The sequence below is a fragment of the Micromonospora sp. NBRC 107095 genome, assembly GCF_030269705.1.
Taxonomy (GTDB): Bacteria; Actinomycetota; Actinomycetes; order Mycobacteriales; family Micromonosporaceae; genus Micromonospora; species Micromonospora parva.
On the sequence record NZ_BSTU01000010.1, the window covers coordinates 15,372 to 36,205 of the forward strand.

Annotated in this window: 29 protein-coding genes; 27 read left to right on the top strand and 2 right to left on the bottom strand. The window is 70.0% G+C overall.

Going from position 1 to position 20,834, the window contains the following annotated elements; genetic code table 11:
• Window positions 1-54 precede the first annotated feature (54 nt).
• The 15 genes from QSK15_RS32025 (at window position 55) to QSK15_RS32090 (ending at window position 9,918) form a co-directional block, all read left to right on the top strand.
• On the top strand, window positions 55-684 hold the full coding sequence (locus tag QSK15_RS32025; RefSeq protein WP_285797775.1) for a DUF7341 domain-containing protein: 630 nt from the start codon (window positions 55-57) through the stop codon (window positions 682-684).
• Window positions 681-1,076, top strand: coding sequence for a hypothetical protein (locus QSK15_RS32030; RefSeq protein ID WP_285797776.1), 396 nt, complete (start codon window positions 681-683; stop codon window positions 1,074-1,076). Before QSK15_RS32025 ends, QSK15_RS32030 begins: the two co-directional genes overlap by 4 nt.
• Window positions 1,077-1,257: 181 nt before the next feature.
• Window positions 1,258-1,593, top strand: coding sequence for a hypothetical protein (locus QSK15_RS32650; RefSeq protein WP_502889663.1), 336 nt, complete (start codon window positions 1,258-1,260; stop codon window positions 1,591-1,593).
• A 127-nt stretch (window positions 1,594-1,720) separates the two neighbouring features.
• Window positions 1,721-2,194, top strand: a complete 474-nt coding sequence (locus QSK15_RS32035; RefSeq protein ID WP_285797777.1) for a hypothetical protein — start codon at window positions 1,721-1,723, stop codon at window positions 2,192-2,194.
• Complete coding sequence (locus tag QSK15_RS32040; RefSeq protein WP_285797778.1) at window positions 2,181-3,221, top strand: terminase large subunit domain-containing protein; 1,041 nt, start codon at window positions 2,181-2,183, stop codon at window positions 3,219-3,221. Before QSK15_RS32035 ends, QSK15_RS32040 begins: the two co-directional genes overlap by 14 nt.
• Window positions 3,218-3,796: a terminase TerL endonuclease subunit gene (locus QSK15_RS32045; protein WP_285797779.1), complete on the top strand. Its 579-nt coding sequence runs from the start codon at window positions 3,218-3,220 to the stop codon at window positions 3,794-3,796. The genes QSK15_RS32040 and QSK15_RS32045 overlap by 4 nt, the downstream gene beginning before the upstream one ends.
• A gap of 12 nt (window positions 3,797-3,808) precedes the next feature.
• Entirely contained in the window at window positions 3,809-5,149 is a 1,341-nt protein-coding gene (locus QSK15_RS32050) for a phage portal protein (RefSeq protein ID WP_285797780.1), read from the top strand.
• Between the two features lie 3 nt (window positions 5,150-5,152).
• Entirely contained in the window at window positions 5,153-6,217 is a 1,065-nt protein-coding gene (locus tag QSK15_RS32055; RefSeq protein ID WP_285797781.1) for a VG15 protein, read from the top strand.
• 49 nt (window positions 6,218-6,266) lie between these two features.
• Window positions 6,267-6,794, top strand: a complete 528-nt coding sequence (locus tag QSK15_RS32060) for a hypothetical protein (RefSeq protein ID WP_285797782.1) — start codon at window positions 6,267-6,269, stop codon at window positions 6,792-6,794.
• 23 nt (window positions 6,795-6,817) lie between these two features.
• Window positions 6,818-7,750, top strand: a complete 933-nt coding sequence (locus tag QSK15_RS32065; RefSeq protein ID WP_285797783.1) for a phage major capsid protein — start codon at window positions 6,818-6,820, stop codon at window positions 7,748-7,750.
• Between the two features lie 11 nt (window positions 7,751-7,761).
• Window positions 7,762-8,103 (top strand): hypothetical protein, encoded by a 342-nt coding sequence (locus QSK15_RS32070; RefSeq protein WP_285797784.1) that lies wholly within the window; start codon window positions 7,762-7,764, stop codon window positions 8,101-8,103.
• Window positions 8,104-8,124: 21 nt separating this feature from the next.
• Window positions 8,125-8,724, top strand: coding sequence for a hypothetical protein (locus QSK15_RS32075; protein ID WP_285797785.1), 600 nt, complete (start codon window positions 8,125-8,127; stop codon window positions 8,722-8,724).
• A 1-nt stretch (window position 8,725) separates the two neighbouring features.
• Window positions 8,726-9,121: a DUF6093 family protein gene (locus tag QSK15_RS32080; protein ID WP_285797786.1), complete on the top strand. Its 396-nt coding sequence runs from the start codon at window positions 8,726-8,728 to the stop codon at window positions 9,119-9,121.
• Window positions 9,118-9,504: a hypothetical protein gene (locus tag QSK15_RS32085; protein ID WP_285797787.1), complete on the top strand. Its 387-nt coding sequence runs from the start codon at window positions 9,118-9,120 to the stop codon at window positions 9,502-9,504. The genes QSK15_RS32080 and QSK15_RS32085 overlap by 4 nt, the downstream gene beginning before the upstream one ends.
• A gap of 3 nt (window positions 9,505-9,507) precedes the next feature.
• Entirely contained in the window at window positions 9,508-9,918 is a 411-nt protein-coding gene (locus tag QSK15_RS32090) for a hypothetical protein (RefSeq protein WP_285797788.1), read from the top strand.
• Here the strand turns inward: QSK15_RS32090 and QSK15_RS32095 are convergent.
• Entirely contained in the window at window positions 9,915-10,361 is a 447-nt protein-coding gene (locus QSK15_RS32095; protein WP_285797789.1) for a hypothetical protein, read from the bottom strand. The genes QSK15_RS32090 and QSK15_RS32095 overlap by 4 nt on opposite strands.
• A 121-nt stretch (window positions 10,362-10,482) precedes the next feature.
• Here QSK15_RS32095 and QSK15_RS32100 point away from each other — a divergent pair, with 121 nt between their 5' ends.
• From QSK15_RS32100 to QSK15_RS32150, 11 genes are all read left to right on the top strand, one after another.
• Window positions 10,483-10,821, top strand: coding sequence for a hypothetical protein (locus QSK15_RS32100; RefSeq protein ID WP_285797790.1), 339 nt, complete (start codon window positions 10,483-10,485; stop codon window positions 10,819-10,821).
• A gap of 5 nt (window positions 10,822-10,826) precedes the next feature.
• Window positions 10,827-11,084 carry a hypothetical protein gene (locus tag QSK15_RS32105; protein WP_285797791.1) on the top strand — a complete coding sequence of 86 codons (258 nt, stop codon included), beginning with the start codon at window positions 10,827-10,829 and terminating at the stop codon, window positions 11,082-11,084.
• 3 nt (window positions 11,085-11,087) lie between these two features.
• The gene (locus QSK15_RS32110) at window positions 11,088-11,567 is read left to right on the top strand and encodes a phage tail tube protein (protein WP_285797792.1); all 480 of its coding nucleotides are present in this window, start codon (window positions 11,088-11,090) and stop codon (window positions 11,565-11,567) included.
• Window positions 11,568-11,650: 83 nt separating this feature from the next.
• Complete coding sequence (locus QSK15_RS32115) at window positions 11,651-12,154, top strand: hypothetical protein (RefSeq protein WP_285797793.1); 504 nt, start codon at window positions 11,651-11,653, stop codon at window positions 12,152-12,154.
• 77 nt (window positions 12,155-12,231) lie between these two features.
• A complete protein-coding gene (locus QSK15_RS32120; protein ID WP_285797794.1) occupies window positions 12,232-12,555 on the top strand; it encodes a hypothetical protein in 324 nt (107 codons plus the stop codon).
• Window positions 12,556-12,558: 3 nt separating this feature from the next.
• Entirely contained in the window at window positions 12,559-14,829 is a 2,271-nt protein-coding gene (locus QSK15_RS32125; protein ID WP_285797795.1) for a hypothetical protein, read from the top strand.
• Window positions 14,829-18,143, top strand: coding sequence for a hypothetical protein (locus QSK15_RS32130; RefSeq protein WP_285797796.1), 3,315 nt, complete (start codon window positions 14,829-14,831; stop codon window positions 18,141-18,143). The genes QSK15_RS32125 and QSK15_RS32130 overlap by 1 nt, the downstream gene beginning before the upstream one ends.
• A 12-nt stretch (window positions 18,144-18,155) precedes the next feature.
• Entirely contained in the window at window positions 18,156-18,605 is a 450-nt protein-coding gene (locus tag QSK15_RS32135; RefSeq protein ID WP_285797797.1) for a hypothetical protein, read from the top strand.
• Between the two features lie 10 nt (window positions 18,606-18,615).
• Window positions 18,616-19,407: a VldE C-terminal domain-containing protein gene (locus tag QSK15_RS32140; RefSeq protein WP_285797798.1), complete on the top strand. Its 792-nt coding sequence runs from the start codon at window positions 18,616-18,618 to the stop codon at window positions 19,405-19,407.
• Window positions 19,408-19,411: 4 nt separating this feature from the next.
• Window positions 19,412-19,828, top strand: coding sequence for a hypothetical protein (locus QSK15_RS32145; RefSeq protein WP_285797799.1), 417 nt, complete (start codon window positions 19,412-19,414; stop codon window positions 19,826-19,828).
• Window positions 19,825-20,199, top strand: a complete 375-nt coding sequence (locus tag QSK15_RS32150) for a hypothetical protein (protein ID WP_285797800.1) — start codon at window positions 19,825-19,827, stop codon at window positions 20,197-20,199. The genes QSK15_RS32145 and QSK15_RS32150 overlap by 4 nt, the downstream gene beginning before the upstream one ends.
• Here QSK15_RS32150 and QSK15_RS32155 read toward each other — a convergent pair whose 3' ends face one another.
• Window positions 20,200-20,406 (bottom strand): hypothetical protein, encoded by a 207-nt coding sequence (locus tag QSK15_RS32155; protein WP_285797801.1) that lies wholly within the window; start codon window positions 20,404-20,406, stop codon window positions 20,200-20,202. It abuts the gene before it with no gap.
• Window positions 20,407-20,427: 21 nt separating this feature from the next.
• On the opposite strand from QSK15_RS32155, the gene QSK15_RS32160 reads away from it, so the two are divergent.
• Window positions 20,428-20,748 (top strand): hypothetical protein, encoded by a 321-nt coding sequence (locus tag QSK15_RS32160; RefSeq protein ID WP_285797802.1) that lies wholly within the window; start codon window positions 20,428-20,430, stop codon window positions 20,746-20,748.
• The last annotated feature ends 86 nt before the right edge of the window (window positions 20,749-20,834 follow it).

Consider the following 20,834-nt stretch of genomic DNA (forward strand, 5'->3'; position numbering starts at 1 on the left):
AGCACCCCAACGGGCGCCGCAACTGCACCGGCCAGCCTACAAGGGGGGACCACCGTGGACCGCGACGCCACCATCACCACCATCACCGGCCTCGCCGCCGCACTCTGCGACACCGGCCAACACACCGAACGCGTCCCCTACTGGGATGACAACCGCAACAAGAAGTACCGCGAGCACCGCACCATCCAGCCCGGACTACTCGCCCAACTCCACCAAGCCGCTGTAGAGCCCGCTGCCGGCCGAACAGAGCCCGGCCCTAGGTCGGTACCCCAAAGCCGCCCACCGCTCGCCCTGGAAGCTCTCAGCACCCACGCCGCCATCTGCACCCACGTCCACCACTGGTGCTGGTCCCTCGGCCTCACCCCGCGGGACACCGTCGAAGGCAACATCCGGGCGCTGGTCGGCGCCGCACCCACACTCGACGGCGACGACCTCACCCTCCTCACCGTCGAACTGCGCACCTGGCACCGGTGGGCATCCGTCGCCACCGGCTGGACCACACCCCTGTACCAACCCCACGTCCCCTGCCCTGCCTGCCAGACCGTCGGCAAACTGCGGATCAACCTCCACACCCAAGCCGCCCACTGCCGCGCCTGCCAAGCCACCTGGGGATCCGACGACGGATCGCTGTACAAGCTCGGCGAATACGTGCAGGCCCACACCAACCGGAAGGTGGCAGCATGAACGACCTGACGCACTGGCATGGCCAGCCAAGCGCACTCACCGAGCCTCCAGCCTGCTGCCAGTACGCCTTCTCGAAGGCTGAAGACAGAGCCGTCCGTGACGCTATCCACGACACCGAAGCGCACGAGTTGGATGAGCGGCGTCGGCTGATCTTCGCTTCCGTTGCCAGCATCGAGGCGTACCGCGACGGCATGGCCACCGTGCTGAGCCCCGAGCAGATGGAGCTGGCTGCCCGCGTCGCCGACCACTGCGCTGAGCTGATCCGCAAGGCCGCGTGCATCTGCCCCGTCCTTGACGTGTCCATGCTCGGAGAGGGCGCGGGAGCCCGGTTCACGAAGGGACTGGATGCCCGCTGCGGACTCCACGGGCGGCTGACCAGCGCGCCAGCTTGACGTTTCGTTGGCGTGACCTACGATGAATGCCAGCGACAGAACTGTCTTCGAAGCCCCGCGTCCACCTCCCCGGACAGCGGGGCTTCGTCGTACCCGGGGGCGGGAGAAGCGGGCAGGCTGACTGTGGCGGACAGCCTGCCCGCACCGCCCCAACTCGCGGAGGCCAGCGATGCCCCGAGCGATGCGAGTCTGCTCCCAACCTGGATGCCCCGTCCTCACCAACAGCGGTCGCTGCGACCAGCACAGACGTGAGGCAGACCAGGCGCGAGGCAGCAGACAGCAACGCGGGTACGACAAGGCGCACGAGCGAGAGCGCGCACGCTGGCGACCCAACGTAGAACGCGGCGAGGTGGACTGCGCTGCACCCACCTGCGTCATGGGCACCCGCCGCATCATGCCTGGCCAGGCCTGGGACCTCGGGCACACCGACGACCGCACCACCTGGCGCGGACCTGAGCACGCCCCGTGCAACCGAGGGTGGCGACGTGACGCTGAGTCACCAAAGGGTGGGGGGTGACCCCCAAAGCCGCAGCTCACAGGACCGCCGGGGAGGTGGCTCGCTGGTCCGGAGGGTTCAGACGTCCCGGCCGTGACGCAACGTGACGGCGGGTGTAGCCGCGAAACGTGGCAAGGAGATGATCGGCATGCCCCGTGGAGGTGCACGCAACCGGTCCGGTCCGCAGCCGGATGAGAATTCGCTGAAGTCGGCGAAGGTGGGCTTCTCGCTGACGGCGTTGCCGTCGGAGGGCTACCAGGGTGACGTCCCTGCCTTTCCGCTGCCGGACGCCTCCGCCCGTGAGGGCGAGGTGTGGCAGCAGGCGTGGCGGACCCCGCAGGCCGCGGCCTGGTCGATGCAGGCGTGGCGGCATCGCACGGTGGCGTTGTGGGTGCGCTGGTCGGTGCGGATGGAGGATCCGGAGGCTGGCGCGGCTCTGGGCAACGTGGTGGTGCGTCTCGCGGATCAGATCGGTTTGACTCCGGCTGGGTTGAAGGAGAACGGCTGGAAGATCGCCACCGATCAGGTGGCGGCGAAGCGGGCCGACAAGCAGGCTGAGGCCGTTCCGTCGGCGCCGTCGGCTCGGGAGCGCCTGAAGGCGGTCACCGGTGGCGGCGCGTAGTCCGCAGCCTCTGGCGGTAGCGCTCGACTGGATCCCCCGGCACTGCGTCATTCCCGACGGCTTCCGCCGCGGTCGCCCTTTCAACCTGTACGACTTCCAGTTCGACTACCTCGCCGCGTTCTACTTGGTTCGCGGTGACGCCCGCTGGCAGCCCTTCGACCCGATCCTCGGACCGGCGTTCGTGTATCGGCGCGGCGTGCTGGTGGATCCGCAGAAGAAGGGCAAGGGCCCGCTGTCGGCGGCGCACATCTGCCTTGAGGGTGCGGGGCCGGCCTTGTTCGGTGGGTGGGCTGGCCGGGACGACGGGTACGTGTGCGCGGAGCACGGCTGCGGGTGTGGCTGGGAGTACGCGTACGAGCCGGGTGAGCCGATGGGCATGCCGTGGCCGACGCCGCTGATCCAGATCACCGCGCTGTCTGAGGAGCAGACGGACAACATCTACGGTGCGCTGCGGCCGATGATCGACCTGGGGCCGCTGGCGGACCTGATCCCGAAGACGGGTGAGGAGTTCATCCGCCTGCCGGGCGGTGGCCGGATCGACACCGTGACCAGCTCGGCGCAGTCACGGCTGGGCCAGCGGGTGACGTTCGTGCCGCAGGACGAGGTCGGGCTGTGGACGAAGGCCAACCGGATGCTGCACGTCGCTGACACCCAGTACCGCGGCCTAGCCGGTATGGGCGGTCGGGCGTCGCTGACGACGAACGCGTGGGACCCGGCGGAGCAGTCGGTCGCCCAGTTGCAGTTCGAGTCGCAGGCCCAGGACGTGTACCGGCAGTTCCGGCAGCCACCAGCGAACCTGTCGTACCGCAACAAGCAGGAGCGGCGGCGCATCCACCGGTACGTGTACGGGGAGGCATTGAAGGAGAACGGCGGCCACGTCGACCTGGACAGCATCGAGGCCGAGGCGGCGGACATGCTGGAGCGGGATCCGGCGCAGGCGGAACGGTTCTTCGGCAACAAGCTGGTCTACGGGCAGGGCTCGTGGCTGCGTGAGGGCCTCTGGGATTCGCTGGCGGTGCCGGCGTGAAACGGCAGGTCTGCCTCGGGTTCGATGGGTCGCTGAACAACGACTGGACGGTGATCCGGGCGGAGACGCTCGACGGGTTCCAGTTCACTCCCAGGTATGGGCCGGACCGGCGGCCGACGATCTGGGATCCGGCGCAGTGGGGCGGAGAGATCCCCCGAGGCGAGGTCCGCGCGGCCGTCGATGAGCTGTTCAGCACGCTGGACGTGGAGCGGTCGTACTGGGACCCGGAGGACTGGGAATCCGAGATCGACAACTTCGCCCTGATGTATGGGGAGAAGCGGGTCATTCAGTGGCGCACGAACCGGGTGACGCAGATGTACGAGGCGATCCGCCGCACGGAGACCGACCTGGTCACGGGGGCGATCACCCACGACGGGTGCCAGATCACGTCGGTGCATGTGGCGAACGCCCGCAAGGTGGCCAAGCCCGGCCAGAAGTACGTACTGGGGAAGCCGAACGAGCATCAGAAGATCGATGCGGCGATGGCGTCGATCCTCGCCCACGAGGCTGCGGCGGACGCCCGGGTGGCCGGCTGGGGCAAGCCTGTCGACCGCAGGGTGGTCGTGTTCCGATGAGAGGAGGTGGCCGTGGCTCTGTCCACTGACGAGATCGCCGCGGTCGCTCGCCTCGACCAGAAGCTGATGGACGCGCAGACCGCGTTGAAGTCGGCGCACGCCTACTACGAGGGTGAGCAGCGGCTGCGGCAGCTCGGCCTGGCCGTGCCTCCGTCGTTGCAGCAGTTCTTGACGGTCGTGAACTGGCCGCGGATGGCCGCCGACGGGGTGGAGGAACGCCTCGACATCGAGGGCTTCCGGTTCCCGGGCGTGGATGAGGCCGACGAGGATCTATGGCGGATCTGGCAGGACAACAACCTCGACGAGGAGTCCCAGCTCGCCCACCTCGACGCGCTGATCTACGGCCGTTCGTACGTGTGCGTCGGCGCGAACGAGGACGATGAGGCGACGCCGCTGGTGACGGTGGAGTCGCCGTTCGAGCTAGTGCACGAGATGGACGCCCGCCGGCGGCAGGTCGCTGCGGCATTGCGTCTGTACGACGTGCAGAACGGCCGCCCCCAGCGGGGCACCCTGTACCACCCGGACGCCACCGTTTGGCTGTCGTGGGACGGCTCGGCGGGCCGCTGGGTGGACGTGGACCGGGACGACCACCGCATGGGTGTGGTGCCGGTGGTTCCGGTGGTCAACCGGGCGCGGGCGTCGAACCGCGGTGGGGTGTCGGAGATGAAGGACGTCATCCCGTTGACGGACGCAGCGGCGCGTTCGCTGACGAACTTGCAGGTGGCGCAGGAGACGCATGTGGTGCCGCAGCGTTTCGTGCTCGGGGCTGCGGCGGGGGACTTCGTCGACCAGCATGGGCAGCCGTTGACGAAGTGGGAGGCGTACTTCAACTCCGTGTGGACTCTGGCCAACGAGGAGGCGAAGGTCGGTCAGTTGCCGGCGGCGGAGCTGAGGAACCTGACGGAGACGGTCGACCATTACGCGCGGTTGGCCAGCGGGGTGTCGGCGCTGCCGCCGAACTACTTCGGGTTGGCCGCCGATGACGCCGCGAGTGCGGATGCGATTCGTTCGCGGGAGGCGCGGCTGGTGAAGCGGTGCGAGCGGAAGCAGACGGCGTGGTCGGGTGCGTGGGAGCAGGCGATGCGCCTGGTGCTGTACGTCGCTACCGGTGAGGAGTCCGTCGAGGCGCGCCGGCTTCAAACTCTGTGGCGTGATCCGGCGACGCCGACGCGGGCGCAGCAGGCCGACGCGGTGGTGAAGCTGGCGCAGGCGGGGATCCTGCCGCGTGAGGGCGCGTGGGATGACCTGAAGTACAGCCCGGCCAGGCAGGAGCGGCTGCGGGAGCAGTTCCGCCGGCAGGAGGAACTGGACCCGGTGGGCGCGGTTTCGCGTCTGGTCGGCCAGCAGGCGTAACCAGTGGGCGTCGTCGAGTTGGCGCTGGCCCACTACCGCCGGCAGGTGTCCTTGGCCCGCATGACGGCCCGTGAGGTGGCCCGGCTGTGGGCTCGGGTGGACCGGCAGGCGATCGGTGCGTCGTGGGCGGCGAGTGTGCCCGCGGCGTTGCAGGTGGTGTCGACCGCTCAGGCGGTAGCGGCGGCGTCGTCGAGCGCCTACCTGGACGACGTGCTCGAGGCGCAGGACATCGACCCGGAGGCTGAGGGTCGGATCCGGGTGGATGCGTTTGCGGGGGTGGCGTCGGACGGACGGGACCTGGCGGCGCTGCTCTACCAGCCGGCCATCACCGCGCTGGCCGGGGTGAAGCAGGGCGCGACCGAGGCGCGGTCGATGGCAGCTGGGCGACTCGCGCTGGACCTGATCGTGCGGACCCAGGTGGCGGACGCGGGGCGCGTTGCCGATGGGGTGGCCGTGGTCGCGCGTCGGCAGGTCGGCGGGTATGTGCGGTTGCTGTCGCCGCCGTCGTGTTCGCGGTGCGTGGTGCTGGCCGGGAAGTGGTACCGGTGGAATGCCGGGTTCGAGCGGCACCCCCGGTGCGACTGTCGGCACATCCCCGCGGCGGAGGACACCTCGGAGGAGTTGGCAACGGACCCTCGCCTGTACTTCGACAGTCTGTCGGAGGCCGAGCAGGACCGGGTGTTCACCCAGGCCGGGGCGCGGGCGATCCGCGACGGCGCCGACATGAGCCAGGTGGTGAACGCTCGCCGCGGTGCCCGTGGCCTGGCACCGGCCGGCGCCAGGTTGACCGCTGACGAGGTGCGGATACTGCGCGGCGGCCGATCGCGGGGCCGGCTGGAGCCGACCGACGTGTTCGGTCACGACTTGTTCATCACCACCGAGGGCGTCACCACCCGAGGTGTCGCCGGCCGCCGGCTGGGTGCCCGCGAGACGGGCGTGAAGCGTGAGGGCCGGCGCTACCGATCGGCCCGCGGCGTGCGGCTGATGCCGGAGTCCATCTACCAGATCGCCGGTGGCGACCGAGACGAGGCGATCCGCCTGCTCAGGCGGTACGGCTTCATCGCTTAAACCATCCGTCCCGCAACGGGACGGCGTACCCGAAACGGGAGTGCACCACATGTCGGAGAGCAGCACCGCGACCGAATCCACCTCTGCTGAGACGGCCACCGCAACGGAGTCCGTCGACTGGCAGGCCGAGGCCGAGAAGTGGAAGACGCAGTCGCGCAAGCAGGAAGAGCGGGCCAAGGCCAACTCTGCCGCCGCGAGGGAGCTGGAGCAGCTCCGTGCGTCGCAGATGTCGGAGGCCGAGAAGATCGCCGCCGAGGCGGAGCAGCGTGGCCGCAGTGCCGCCCTGGCCGAGGTTGGTCAGCGGCTGGTGCGCGCGGAGTTCGCCGCACGGTCCGGTGGTCGCATCGGCGCCGAAGTCCTCGACGACCTGAACCTGGCGAAGTTCCTCACCGAGGACGGCGACGTCGACACCACGGCGATCGACAAGGCCGTCGCCCGGCTCGCGCCCGCGCCGCCCGAGGAGCCAACCCGCAAGCCTGGGCCGCGGCCGGACCTGTCGCAGGGCTCCAGCAGCACCACGGCGCTCAACGGTGACCCGCTGCTCGACGACCTCAAATCCAAGCTCGGCATCTCGTGATGCCGCTCCCGTAGGAGGAAACCGTGGCGATCACCGCCGCAACCCAGACCAGCAACTTCTCGGGGTTCCTGACCCCGGAGCGGTCGGCCGCCATCTTCGAGCGCGCCGCCCGCATGTCCGTTATCCAGCGTCTCGCCCGGCAGGTGCCCCTCGGCGCCAACGGCCAGGAGATCCCCGTCGTCACCGGCCGCATGTCGGCCGGGTGGGTGTCGGAGGCCGGGCAGAAGCCCGCGAGCTCCGGCTCGATGGCGCTGAAGACCATCACCCCAAAGAAGCTCGCCGCGATCGCGGTGGTCTCCGCCGAGGTGGTCCGGGCGAACCCGGGCAACTACATGAACCTGCTGCGTGAGCAGATCGCGGAGGCGTTCGCGATCGCGTTCGACAACGCCACTGCGCACGACGCGGGCCCGGACGGCACCGCGGGCGCCGGCCCGTTCTCCACCTTCCTCGACCAGACCACCAAGGCCGTTGAGCTGGGCTCGACCGCGCAGGCCTCCGGTGGCGTGCACGGCGACCTGGTGGCGGCGCTGACCCTGCTGGTCAACGACGGGAAGAAGCTCACCGGGTGGGCGCTGGACGACCGGGTGGAACCGACGATCCTCGGTGCGGTCGACTCGACGGGCCGTCCGCTGTACGTGGACCTGCCCACCGACGAGACCAGCCAGGCGGTGGCCCGCCCGGGCCGGCTGCTGAACCGGCCATCGTTCATGGGCGAGGGCCTGTACTTCAACACCACGGCCGACATCTACGGCTACGCCGGCGACTGGACGCAGGCCGCGTGGGGCGTCGTCGGGGGCATCTCCTACGACGTGTCGACCGAGGCGACCGTCACCATCAACGGCGCCCTGACCAGCCTCTGGGAGAACAACCTGGTGGCGATCCGGGCGGAGGCCGAGTACGGCTGGCTGGTCAACGACACCGCGAGCTTCGTCAAGCTCACCGAGAACGTGGCCTGAGAGGGGCTGTGATGGCGGACAAGAAGAGCAGCGAGGAGGCGGTGGCGTTCACGCTGCCGTCCGGCACGAAGGTGTCCGCGTCGAAGGAACTGGCGGACCGGATGCAGGGCAAGGCGTCGGGTTTCGGCGGCGGGGACCGGCGCAGCTCGGACCAGGTGACGACCCTCGACACGGTTGGGGTGTCGCGCACCAACGACTTCGAGCAGCAGTTCGCCGACCAGCCGGGTGGTGGCCGGGTTCCCGGCTCGGACCCGGTCGCCGGCGAGCCCGGTTTCCGGCAAGTCGCCTCGGACGGCAACACCCGCCCGACGAAGAGCACCCGCGCGTCGCGGGCCGGTTCCGACAAGTCCTGAGCAGAGGGGTGGTGAGGTCCGGTGGCGGACCAGTTGGCAACGCCGGCGGACCTCGCCGCCCTGCTGCACATCGACGAGGCCGATCTGCACGTGCCGGCGGCGACGCTGCTGATCGAGTGCGCTACCGCGGTGGTGCAGGAGGTGGCTGGGCAGCGGATCGTCAGGGCGGAATCGACGGTGACGTTGGAGCCGAGTCTGGGCTGCTGGTTGTGGCTGCCGCAGCTCCCGGTGGTGTCCGTGGAGTCGGTGACGCTGGATGGCACCGCACTGGTGGCGGGCGCCGACTACAGCGTGCGCGGGTATCGGCTGTGGCGGTCGGCGGGGTGGCAGACTGCGGCGTCGTGGGAGACGGCGGGCGTGCGCGCACCGTCGGAGATCACGGTGGAGTACACGCACGGCTATGAGGCCGACGCGCAGGAGCTGCAGCGGGCCCGGCAGGCGGTCGTTGCGTTAGCGGGGGCGGTGTACGGGAACCCGACGGGTGTGACGCGCGAGCAAGTCGATGACTACGCGGTGGTGTACGAGGCGATGGCGGCGCGGATGGAGGCGGCCCCGTACCTGCGGGACGGGTTGCTCCGCTACTACGGCCGGTCGGCAGGGCTGATCACGTTGGGGGGCTGACGTGTCGGTGGAGATCCTGCTCGCGTCGGGCCGGCGGGCGATCGAGCGGCTGATGGTCGACCAGTGCGTGGTTCGCCGCGACGCCGGCACCACGTACGACCCGGAGACGGGCTACGCGACGCCGAACACCACCGAGGTGTACGCGGGGAAGTGCCGGGTTCAGCAGCAGACGGCGTCCGCGGGCCAGCGTGACGTTGGTGAGGCGACGGTGTTGCTGCTGCGCCTGGAGGTGCAGGTGCCGATGAGCGTGGTCGGGATCCGGGTGGATGACGTGGTCGAGGTGACGGCGTCGGTGCATGACCCGGATCTGCCGGGGCGCCGGTTCCGGGTGCGGGAGTTGGCGCACAAGACGCACGCGACGGCCCGCCGGTTCGGGGTTGAGGAGGTCACGTCGTGAAGGTGACGGTGACCTCGTCGGGCCTGAATGAGCTGGCTGTGACGCTGGAGTCGGCCGCCGACGACGCGGTCCCTGAGGGCCGCAAGGTGGTCAGCAAGGGGGCGCTGAACATCAAGAACGATTGGCGTCGCCGCTGGTCGGGTAGCCCGCACGCGCCGGCCCTGCCGTACGCGATCGGCTACGACATCCGTACGGCCGGGACGCTGGTCAGCGCGGAGATCGGCCCCGACAAGGCGAAGCGCCAGGGCGCGCTGGGCAACCTGTACGAGTTCGGGTCGGTGAACAACGCGCCCCGCCCGGGCGGTGCACCGGCCTTGGCGGCTGAGTCCCCCCGGTTCGTGGCCGCGTTGGAGAAGCTCGCCGTCGACCTACTGGAGGACTGACCGGTGATCCAGGCGCACGCTGACGCGTTCCTGGCCCGGGCGCGGACGGCACCAGGCACACCGGCGTTGGTGGTGCTGGACGGCTTCGTGCCGGCTGGGACGACCGCCCCGTACCTATTGGTCTACCTGTACGCCGAGTCGCCGGAGTTGACGGAATCCCGGTCGGTGCAGGGTGCGTCGGAGCGGTTCGTGCTGCACGCCATCTGCCACGCGGTGGGTGGTAGTGCGTCGGCCGCCCGGGCGGTCTCTCAGCGGGGCCGGGGTGTGCTGCTAGACGCGGTGCTGACCGTCGCTGGCCGGCGGTGTTTTCCGATCCGGTCGGAGGGTTCGAACCCGGTGGAGCGCGACGAGTCGACCGGCGCGGCGGTGTTCGACCAGGTGGACTTGTACCGGCTGGAGTCGGTGCCGTCCTAGCCGATGGTCAGGTCGATCAGGTCGGCGATCTCCTGCTCGGTGTAGGGCATCAGCCCGAACACTGGGAAGTCGATGCCATAGGAGCCTTTGCCGACCGGCATGGCCAGCTCGAACGGCAGCTCACACACCCCGCCGGTGAGTACCCCGTCGCCCACCGGGACGTACGCGAGGGTTGCGCCGCTGGGGTCGGTGATGACGATCTGCGCGTCGGGCTTGATGGTGGTGCCGTGGCAGCCGCCCGCGTCGGTGACGTATTGCCCGGCGGCCAGGCGGATGGTGCCGGGCACGGTGTACATCGGCTGCGGTCCGGCCGCGACCGGCGGTGCGGCGAACCAGCCCCGGATGATGCCGGCTCCGCGCAGTGACATGCCTGCGAAGACGGCGGCGAGGGCGAGCGCGATGACGACGGTCGCGGGGGTCAGCCACAGGCGATGACGGCTCATCGCCCCAGTGTGCGCACCCTCCGCCACCTGGCAGGTCGCCCACGGGTCCGTGTCTGGGCTGCTCGCGAAGGATCACCCATCCGCCGATCGGGCGGGAACCAACCACTGAAGGGGGCGCCCGATGGCGCTGATGACTGCTGTCCGCCCAACGGCGGCCGGGACGCTGACTCCGCCGAGTGCGGTGTCGGCGTCGGACACGATCTCGGCGAACGACCTGGGTTCGCGGGGTGCGTATCTGCTGGTGGCGAATGGTGGCGGTTCGCCGATCACTGTCACCGTCTCTGACGCTTCGCGCACGCCGGCCGGGAACGCGGGGACGACGACCGCGCAGTCGGTGGCCAACGCCACCACCAAGAGTTTCTACATCAGCCCGGCGGCTGTCGACTTCACGACCAACGTGGTCACGGTGACCTTCTCGGGCACCACGTCGGTCACCTACCAGCTGCTGCCGCTCGGGTGATGGCCGTGGACTTCGTGTGGATGAAGCACCCCGGCGGCACCGAGCCGGCCCAGTTCGCCCCGGACGCCGTCGAGTTCTGGCAGGCGCGCGGCTGGGAGCCGGTGGAGAAGCCCGAGGAGCCGGACCCGACCGCTGAGCCGCGCCGCGAAGCACCCCCGCCGCCCGCTGAGCGGGCCGCAGAGACCACCACCGGTGACCTGCCGGTGCGGACCAAGCCCACCACCGCCGGCCGCCAGCGCGGCGCCGACGCACCCAAGGAGTGACCTGTGGCTGACATCCCCGTTGACGGCAACACCCGGGTCGCCTGGGTCCCCGCCATCTCCAACAAGGCCGCGCCGACGACCACCGAGCTGAACGCCGGCATGCTGCTGCAGAACGTCATCACCGCCGATGGGCTGGTTGGCTTCGAGGCGGAAACCGCTGACGTGGACACCACGTCGCTGGCCAGCACGTTCGACACGCTCACCATCGGCCGGGACAGCTTCAGCGGCACGATGCTGCGGCTGAAGAAGCAGGACGGCACCGACACCGCGTACAACACGCTGGTGCGGGGTGCGTCCGGCTACATCGTGATCCGCCGTCACGTCACGGAGACCACCGGCTGGGCGGCGTCGCAGAAGGTGCAGGTGTTCCCGGTGATCTGCGGGCAGACCCGTGAGCTGGCCCCGGAGGCGAACACCGTGGCCCGGTACGAGGTGCCGACGAAGGTCAACGCCGCGCCGGAGTTGCGCGCGACCGTCGCCTGACCGACAGACCTGGGAGGCGGGCCATCAGCCCCGGTCCGCCTCCCAGTGCCACCTTCGGGGCTGAAGGGGCTGGAGCAGAAAGCATGGACGTCAAGCAACTGATCAAGGGCGCACGGTTGCCAGAGGACACGGTGTCGCTGTGCCTGCGCGCCGACCTGGTCGCCGAGTACGAGCGGGTTCAGGCCGAGCACGCGAAAGCGCTGGAGGCGGCCGGGGATTCCCTCGCCGGGTCGGGTGGTGCAGTGCAGGCCCTCGACGAGCAGCTGACGGAGCTGCGGCAGGAGATGACCGGCTCGACGTTGACGCTGACGCTGCGGGCACTGCCGTCGCACCACTACCAGGCGCTGATGGACGAACACCCCCCGCGTGTCACCGACGAAGGTGTCAACCCCCGCGACCGGCTCGGGTTCAACAGCAGCACGTTCTTCCAGGCCCTCGCCCGCACGTGCCTCATCTCTCCCGACCTGGACGATGAAGACTGGGAGGGCCTGTTCGGCGAGGACGGTGCGCTCACCGACGCGCAGGTGTCGAGGGTGTGCAACACCGCCTACGCGCTCAACCGCAAGGACATCGACCTCCCTTTCTGATCCGCCGCCTCGCCGAGGAACCCGCCACGCTGGCGCGGATTCAGGCCGCCGAGCGGCTCGGGATACCACCGCGCCGGTTGGACGGGTGGGAGCCCACCGAAGCCACCACCTACGAGTACGACGAGGGTGGCCGGTTGGTGCGGTCGGTGACGGTGCGGGAGCCGGAGTGGTCCGACATGGACCGGGCGTGGATGGCCGCGCTGACCGGCTACCGGAACAGCCTGTGCCCGTGCGGGTGTGGGCACCTCGCCGAGCACACCACCGCGCACGAGTCCGATGGGCGGCGGTTCGTGGTGCCCCCGCCGGTGCGGTGCCGGGCGCGGACCGCTTTGGCGATCGCGCAGGCGCAGAACGACAACCCCCAGTCCGAGGCGTTGCTGTGGCGTGTGGAGAGGCGGTGACCAGTGGCCCGCACCGTCAAAGTCAACCTGGAGCTGGAGAACTCCCGCTATGTGCGCGGCGCCCGGGAGTCGGCGCGGGAGACGAAGGCGGTCGAGGACGCCGTCGACGATCTGGGCGACACCAGCAGGAAGACCAGCAAGTCCGCTGATGACCTCGGCGGTGAGCTGTCGGAGTTGGGCCGTGATGCTCGCCGGCTGGACAAGCAGATCGACGACACGAAGACCGGCATCCGGGAGTTGGCCCGCCAGATCGCTGCCACCTCGGACGAGGCTGAGCGGGCGCAGCTCACCAAGAAGCTGAAGGTTGACCAGGCTGCCCTGCGCCGCGACTTTAACCTCCGCAAGCTGATGGAGGTCGAGGGCGAGGAATCGGCCGCGGGGTTTGGTGCCCGGTTCGTGGCTCGCGTCGGGCCGATTCTGGCTTCAGCCCCGATCGGGCCTGCGGGGGCGGCAATGGGCGCCACCCTGGGTGCGGCTCTCGCCCCGGTCCTGACGGCGGCGGTGTCGGGTGCGGTGGTAGGTGGCGCCGGTGTTGGCGGCATCGTCGGCGGTGTGGCGCTCGCGGCCCGGGACGCCCGGGTGCAGGCCGCCGGCGCGGAGCTGGGCGCGTTCATCCTGGGTGACCTGGAGAAGCGGGCGTCGGCGTTCACGCCGGTGGTGTTGGACAGCATCGACGACATCCGCGCCGGCTGGAGCGATCTGGGCCCGGACCTGTCGCGGATCTTCGAGTCGTCGCGGCTGGTGGACCCGCTGGTCGCCGGGCTGGTGTCCGGGTCGAAGCACCTGGTGGCCGGCATCGCGGACGCGGTGGACGCCGCCGATCCGGTGGTCAGCTCGTTCGGCACCCTGCTCGACGGGGTTGGTGACGCCGCCGGTGACGCGCTGTCGACGTTCGCGCAGGACGCCGATGAGGGCGCGTCGGCGATCGAGGATCTGACCACTGCGACGACCAACTTCATCCGGGTGACGGCGGGGATCGTGCACGCCGGGGCGACGGTGAAGGGCTGGGTGGACCAGGTCGACACGGCGATCGACCGGGGCCGCCACTGGACCGAAGACTGGATGAGCAGCGGTGGGGTGCTGGAGCACTTCGGCTGGCAGTTGGACCTGACCGCCGACGGTTTTGCCGCCGGGACGAAAGAGGCTGAGGCGTACCGGGCTGCCACCGAAGGCACCGCCACCGTGGCCGACTTCGCGACGCTGAAGCTGGCCGGGATGACGGACGCGCAGATCGCCGCCGCCGACTCCAGCGGCACCTTTCGAATGAAGACCGACGAGGTCAACGCCGCCCTGGGTGTGACCAGCGAGGGCTACCGCAACACCACCCAGTCGATCGAGGAATTCACCACCCGGCTGGAGGAGGCTTTCGAACTCCAGAACCAGGGCATCAGCGCGAACTTGTCGGCGGAGCAGGCGAACCTGCGGCTGGAGGAGGCCATCGACAAGGCCACCGCCGCGGGGAAGGCCAACAACGACGGAATCTCGGTCAACACCGAGAAGGGTCGGGCGAACCGTGAGGCGCTGCTGGGCATCGCGGACGCCGCGAACACGGCCGCTGAGCGGATCCACGAGACGACCGGGTCCACTGAGCTGGCGGCGCAGGCCACCGAGCGGGGTCGGACGAAGTTCCTGGAGGCGGCGCGGGCGATGGGCGTCTCGAAGGCCGAGGCGCAACTGTTGGCCGACAAGCTGTTCGGGATCCCGTCGGTGAACCCGACGGTGACGGTCACGACGAAGCAGAAGCCGATCGACCTGACGACGGTTGCTGGCCGCATCGCGGCGATCAAGTCGAAGTCGGTCGTCATCTCCGTCCACAACAAGATCACGACGACGCGCACTGAGGGCCGCAACGTGGGCATCGGTGACGGCATCGGTGGTCGGCGGTGGGGTGGCATCACCGAGCACGCCCAGTGGGGGACGCTGCGGGAAGCGCAGATCGCGTCCCCGCAGGGTCCGGCCCGGTACGCGTGGGCGGAACCCGCTACCGGCGGGGAAGCGTTCATCCCGAAGTACGGCGACCCGCGCCGGTCCATGGACATCTTGGAGCGCGCCGCCGGCTGGTACGGGGCGACGGTGCAGTCAACCGGTGCGCCTCGGGCGATGCCCCGCCCGGCCGGCGCAGCTGGCGCCAGCGGGCCGCTGCGGGTCGAGGTGGTCGCCCGCGTCGACGACAGCGCCTCCACCGGGCTGATCCGTGAGGTCATGCGGGGGGTGCGCTACGAGGTGCGGGTTCAGGGCGGTGACGTGCAACAGGTACTGGGGGTGCGTCGCTGATGTTCCCTCTGCCAATCCGGGTGCGGATCGCGCTGGGCGCTGACCTGACGGCGGCCCCGTCGTCGTGGACGTGGACGGACATCACCGACTACGCGCGCAAGAAGATCGCCATCACGCGCGGTAAGCCGGACGAGGCGTCGCAGGCCCCGCCCATGTCGTGCCGCCTGCGGGTCAACAACGCCGGCGGCCGGTTCGTGGCCCGCAACCCGCTCGGCGAGTGGTATCCGCTGCTGCGCCGTAACACCCCGCTGCGGGTCGAGGTGCAGGTCAGCGGCGTGTGGCACGTCCGGTTCACCGGGTTCATCGACGAGCTGCCACCCACGTTCGTGCCCGGCTCGACGGACACGTACGTGGACCTGGTGGCCTCAGGCGTCACCCGACGGCTGGGGCAGGGGTCCGCGCCGGTGCAGTCCGCGCCAGCCCGGTACATCCCGACGACCAACCCGGTGGCGTACTGGCCGCTGGAGGACGGGCAGTTGACGTCCGAGGGCGCCCCGCTGGTGGGCACCCAGTCGATGCGCCCGTTCGTGGGCACACACCCGTCCGGCAGCGTCATCACGGTCGCGCAGTGGGGGCGCGGTGACCTGGCCCCGTGGTTGCCGGGTGCGGTGAGCCGGACGGGCAGCGCTGGACTGACGGCGATCTGGGCGACGGTGACGATGCCCGCGACGGTGACCCGCTGGGCGGTTGACTTCATGTACCGCTCCGGCACGGACGCCGCCGACTCGACGGTCGACGTCAACCCGTCCTACCTGGGCGGGTCGTTGGGTTGGCCGCAGCTGCTGCTGTTGCCGAGCGTCCGCGGCGTGGACGTGTCGATGAACGGTGAGCCGGAGGTGTCCGGCACCTCCGACCGCCTGTTCGACGGGCAGGCGCATCACGTCCGCTGGGATGTGACCCAGTCCGGGTCGAAAGTCGCGTGGACGGTGTACGTGGACGGCGGGGTGTTCAACTCGGGCACCACCTCCGGGAACATGACCCTCCCGCCGGTGCAGACACTGTCGCTGGTGGCGTCCGCACAGGCCGGCGCGGACATGGTGCAGGGCCACGTCGCCGTGTGGACGACACCGCCGACGCTGACCAACGCGGTCGCCGCGGCGTTCGGGCACCGCGGTGAGTCGGCGGCGGCCCGTATCACCCGGCTGTGCGCCGAGGCGGGCATCGCGTTCGCCGGCGCTGGCACCGGCAGTGAGGGGATGGGCCCGCAGTCCCCGGCCCCGTTGTTGCAGCTGATGCGGGAAGCGGAGACCACCGACGGGGGGATCTTGTACGAGCGCGCTGACGGGCGGTTGGCGTACCTGCTGCGGTCTGAGCGGTACAACCGGCCGGTGTCGCTGGCGTTGACGTACGGGCAGTTGGCGGGCGTGTTCGAGCCGGCCGACGACGACCGGGCGGTGCGCAACGATGTGACGGCTTCCCGGCCGTCGGGCCGGTCGGCGCGGGTCGTCGACCAGGCGCACATTGACGCGCAGGGCCGCTACGACGTGCAGGTCACCGTCAACACGTTGGCCGACGCGCCGTTGGCGGACCACGCCGGGTGGCGGGTGCACCTGGGCACCGTGGATGAGCTGCGCTACCCCCGGCTGACGCTGAATCTGGGTAACGCGCAGGTCGACGGGGCTGCGGTGGCGGCGTGGTTGTCGGCGGACATCGGGACGCGGATGACCGTGTCGGGTCCGCCGTCGGAGTTGGCGGTGCAGCAGATCGACCAGGTCATCGAGGGGTACACGGAGACGATCGACCGGGTGGAGTGGTCGGCGGTGCTGAACTGCTCCCCGGCCGCCGGGTGGGATGTGGCGACCGCTGACGGGCCGCAACGGGCGGCAGCCGACGGGTCCCTGCTGGCGAGCGCCTTGTCGTCGTCGGCGATGTCGGTGCCGCTGTGGTCGACGCTCGCCAACGGGTTGTGGACGCAGGACCCGGCTGATTTTCCGCTTGACCTGCGGGTCGGCGGGGAGGTGGTGACCTCACCGAAGTCGGGGCCGATCAATGACACGTTCACCCGGACAACGTCGGGTGGTTGGGGTGGCACCTGGTCGGTGGTCATGTCGTCGGGCAGCGCGTTCTCTACCGACGGCAACCGTGCGGTGATCGGGCTGACCGGCACCGGCCGGCACGGGGCTGTTGTCGACCTGGGGTCCGCCGACCAGGACATGCTGATCTCGATCCGGTCCACCGTTGTGGCAACCGGGGCGTCGATCCTGCACGGGTGGATGGCCCGCTACACCGACACCGACAACCACCTGTACGTCGAGGCGCAGATGCGCACCGACGGGCGGATCTGGTTGGGCTTGTACGCCCGCTTCCAGGGCGTCAACACCACCCTGGTCGCCCCGGTGAACATCATGGCGTACACGGCGGGCACCACGTACCGGCTGGCGGTACGTACGGTGGGCGAGGACTTCCAGGCCCGCGTCTACCCGGGTGGCACCCCGCCGCCGTTTCAGGTGTCGGCGGTGGCCCCGCAGACGATCCGGGGTACCCGGGCCGGTGCGCGGGCGCTGCTGGTGGGCGGCAACACGAACCCGTCACCGGTGGAGATCACCTACGACAACGTGGAGGGTGCCGGGGCGGGCATCGGCCCGGGCGCCTACGACGGGTTCAACCGCACGGTCACCGGGTCGTTCGGGACCGCACCGACCGGGCAGGTGTGGTCGCACCTGGGTAGCTCCAGCGCGTTTCGGGTGGCGTCAGGGTCGGGGTGGCATCTGCACACCGCGATCGACACCGGCCGGCATTCGCTGATCGACATCGGCACCGGTAACTCCACGTTCCAGTTCGCGGTGGCGGCGCCGGTGATGTCGTTGGGGATGCCGCTGACCGCGTACGCGGTGGCCCGTCCGAACCCGTCGTCGCCGACGAACGACCAGTACCACGTGCGGATTGCGTTCCTGGTGGATGGTCGGGTGACGTGCACCGTCCGCAAGCGTGAGGGCGGGGTTCCGGACTCGAAGAGCAACGTGGCCTTGGACGGCCCGTACAGCCCTGGCCAGTTCTGGTTCGTGAAGATTTCCGTGGAGGGGGCGTGGGTGCGGGGCAAGGTGTGGCCTGCCTCCCAGGCGGAGCCGGGTGGGTGGATGACGGCGTGGATGGATCCGAGTCCGTTGCCGGAGTCGTGGACGCAGATCGGGGTCACCACGCTGACCGAGCCGGGGTCGACGAACACGCACCCGGTGGAGTTTCCGATCACGGCGTTTCAGGTGCTCAACCCGCAGGCGGTGACCGTGTCCGCCCGGGGTGTCACCGGTGTGCAGCGGGCGTGGCCGGCGGGCACCGACATTGACGTGCGGCCACCTGCTGTCGCGGCGCTGTAGGAGAGGACGTTCATGGCGATCCAGTCCGGTCAGATCCTGACCCCGGCGCGGTTGAACAAACGCTCGGTGCGGGTTCGGCGCACCACGTCGCTGTCGCTGACGACAGGCGCGGTGACGGTCGTGTCGTGGGACGTGGAGGAGTTCGACAACTCCGACATGTTCTCCGGCCCGTCAACGGTGATCACCCTGCCGGTTGCCGGGCTGTGGGGGTTCGTGGCGTCGGGGTCATTCGCCAGCAACGCAACGGGGCTGCGCCGGCTGCTGGTCGACGTCAACTCAACGACCACGTTCCCGACGATCGACGCCCGCACGGCGGTGTCCGGCGACAACACGGCGATCACCCTGTCGGGCACGCACCTAGCGGCGGCCGGTGACCAGCTGCGGGTGCACGCCCACCAGACCAGCGGCGGGACGCTCGCCTTCCAGGGCGGGTATTTCAGCGCCTGGCTGATCGAATCCTGAAGGAGCTGACGTGACCCGAGCAGCGAACATGCAGGCCTTGACCGACGACGTCAAACGCCAGTGGCCCGGGGTGGTCGTCTACGGCATCGGCGACGCCGCGCACAAGACCCGCGCGTCGGACCATAACGAGGACGACACCCCGGGCAGCAAGGCCGCCCAGTCGGACCCGGACGGCCGGGCCGAGCACCGCGCCATCGACATCATGGTCCGGGGCCCGTTCACCAAGGCCGCCGCGGACGCCCTGGTGGCCCGCCTGGTGGCCGACCCGAAGGCCCGCGCCCGGCTGTACTACATCATCTGGCACGGCTACATCTGGTCTCGCTCCAACGGGTGGAAGAAGACGAAGTACACCGGCAGCGACCAGCACACCGACCACGTGCACGTGTCGGGGTTGGCTGCCGACGACGAGAACACCGCGACCTGGCCAGCCGTGGCCAAGGCCCCAGCAACCAGCACGGAGGACGACATGCCCAGTGCGCAGGAGATCGCCAAGGCCGTGGTCGGTGAGATGGTCACCGCCGACGTGTGGCCCAACCCGTACGGCGACGCGAAGACCAACCCGACGGTCGCGCTCGCCACGTACGTCAGGAACACCGCTGGCGACACCGCAGCCACCCGGGCCGGAGTCGCCCGCGTCGAGGTGGAGATCGCGAAGCTGGCCGGACGGGACTTCACCGACGAGCCGGCGATCGTCGCCGGGGTGTTGGCCGCGCTGACCCCCGAGAAGATCGCCGCCGCGATTCCACCCACCATGGCCAAGCAGGTAGCCGACGAGCTGGCCCGCCGCCTCGTCACCGAGTAACCGCGTGCCGACCATCGTCGTCACCGGCCGGCACCGCCCACACGAGGTGATGTTCCTGATCCTGTCCGCGCTGGTCGGCGGCGCGTTCGTCCTCGGCGCGAAACCACCCACCACCGTCGAGCAGCTCGTCGACACGTGGGTGCTGTGGACCTGGTACCTGCTGCTTTTCGCCTCCGGTGTCATCGGCCTCGTCAGCATCCTGCTCCCCGACACCTACCGGGCGTTGGTGCTGGAACTGGCGGCGATGCAAGGGCAGACGGCGGCGCCGCTGCTGTACGGGCTGGCGCTGCTCGCCTCCGGTCGCCCTGAGGCGACGTTCGCGGTGGCGTTCTGCCTGTCCTGGGCGGGTGCATCGGCGTGGCGGGGATGGCAGGTGGCCCGGGGTATCAGGGCTGTGAAGCAGGCGGGGGAACGGCAATGAGCGGATGGGCCCTGGTCCTGACGTGTGTGAGCGGCGGCGGGATCGCCGGCATCATCACCACCCTGGTCGGGGGGTTGTTCAACCGGCCGAAGACCCGCGCGGACGCGGTCGCGTTGCTGACTGACAGCGCGTTGAAGCAGGTCAACGAGTTGCAGGAACGCACCAGCGAGGCTGAACGGGAAGCTCTCGCCGCGCGTAACGAGCTGGCGGCTGCCCGCGCGCAGATGCGGGAGTTGACGGGGGAGATTGACGCGGCGGTGGCCACGTTGCGGTCGTGGCGGTCGGCGATCCTCTCTCCGACGATCGAGTTGGAGCAGTTGCGGGCGATGGTCCGCGACCCGGGCGGCACCATCAACGGCCGCCACCTGTAGCTACTCGCCGTGGACGTGTTCGGGGTCCCAGATCACCTCTCGGCAGCCCTCGGTCATGCACGGCCACGCCCGGGTCGGCCAGTTGCACTCCAGGCACGCCCACGTCGCCGCACCTAGCCGCTTGTGCCCCTTCGGGCACTGGTCCGGCTTCCACTCCTGCCACGCCGGGTTGCCGTCCGGCTGGCGCTTCCATCCACCACGCACCACGACCACACCCTAGGAGAGACCGTGAAGGTATTCGGCCGCGAGCCGGCGCTGATCATCGGCGCTGTCGGTGCACTGCTCACCGTGCTCGCCTCACTCAACGTCCCCGGCATCGACGCCGGAGCCGCCGCCGCGATCACCGCGTTCGTGTCAGCGCTGCTCATCGCGCTCACCACCCGCCCGTGGGCACCGGCCCTGTTCACCGGTGTCGTCGCCGCCGGCGCTGCCCTGGTCGCCGAGTACGGCATGAACGTTCCCGACGGTGTGACTGGTGCCGTGTCGGGTGCGGTGCTGGCCCTGTTCGCGCTGGCCGGCGTTCGCCCGCAGGTGGAGCCCAAGGAGTAGCCCCACCCTCGTCGCAACGCACCGCGCCCCCTGGCCTTCGGGTCAGGGGGCGCTTTCGCGTGCACCAGGCCGCTACAGTGCCAGCC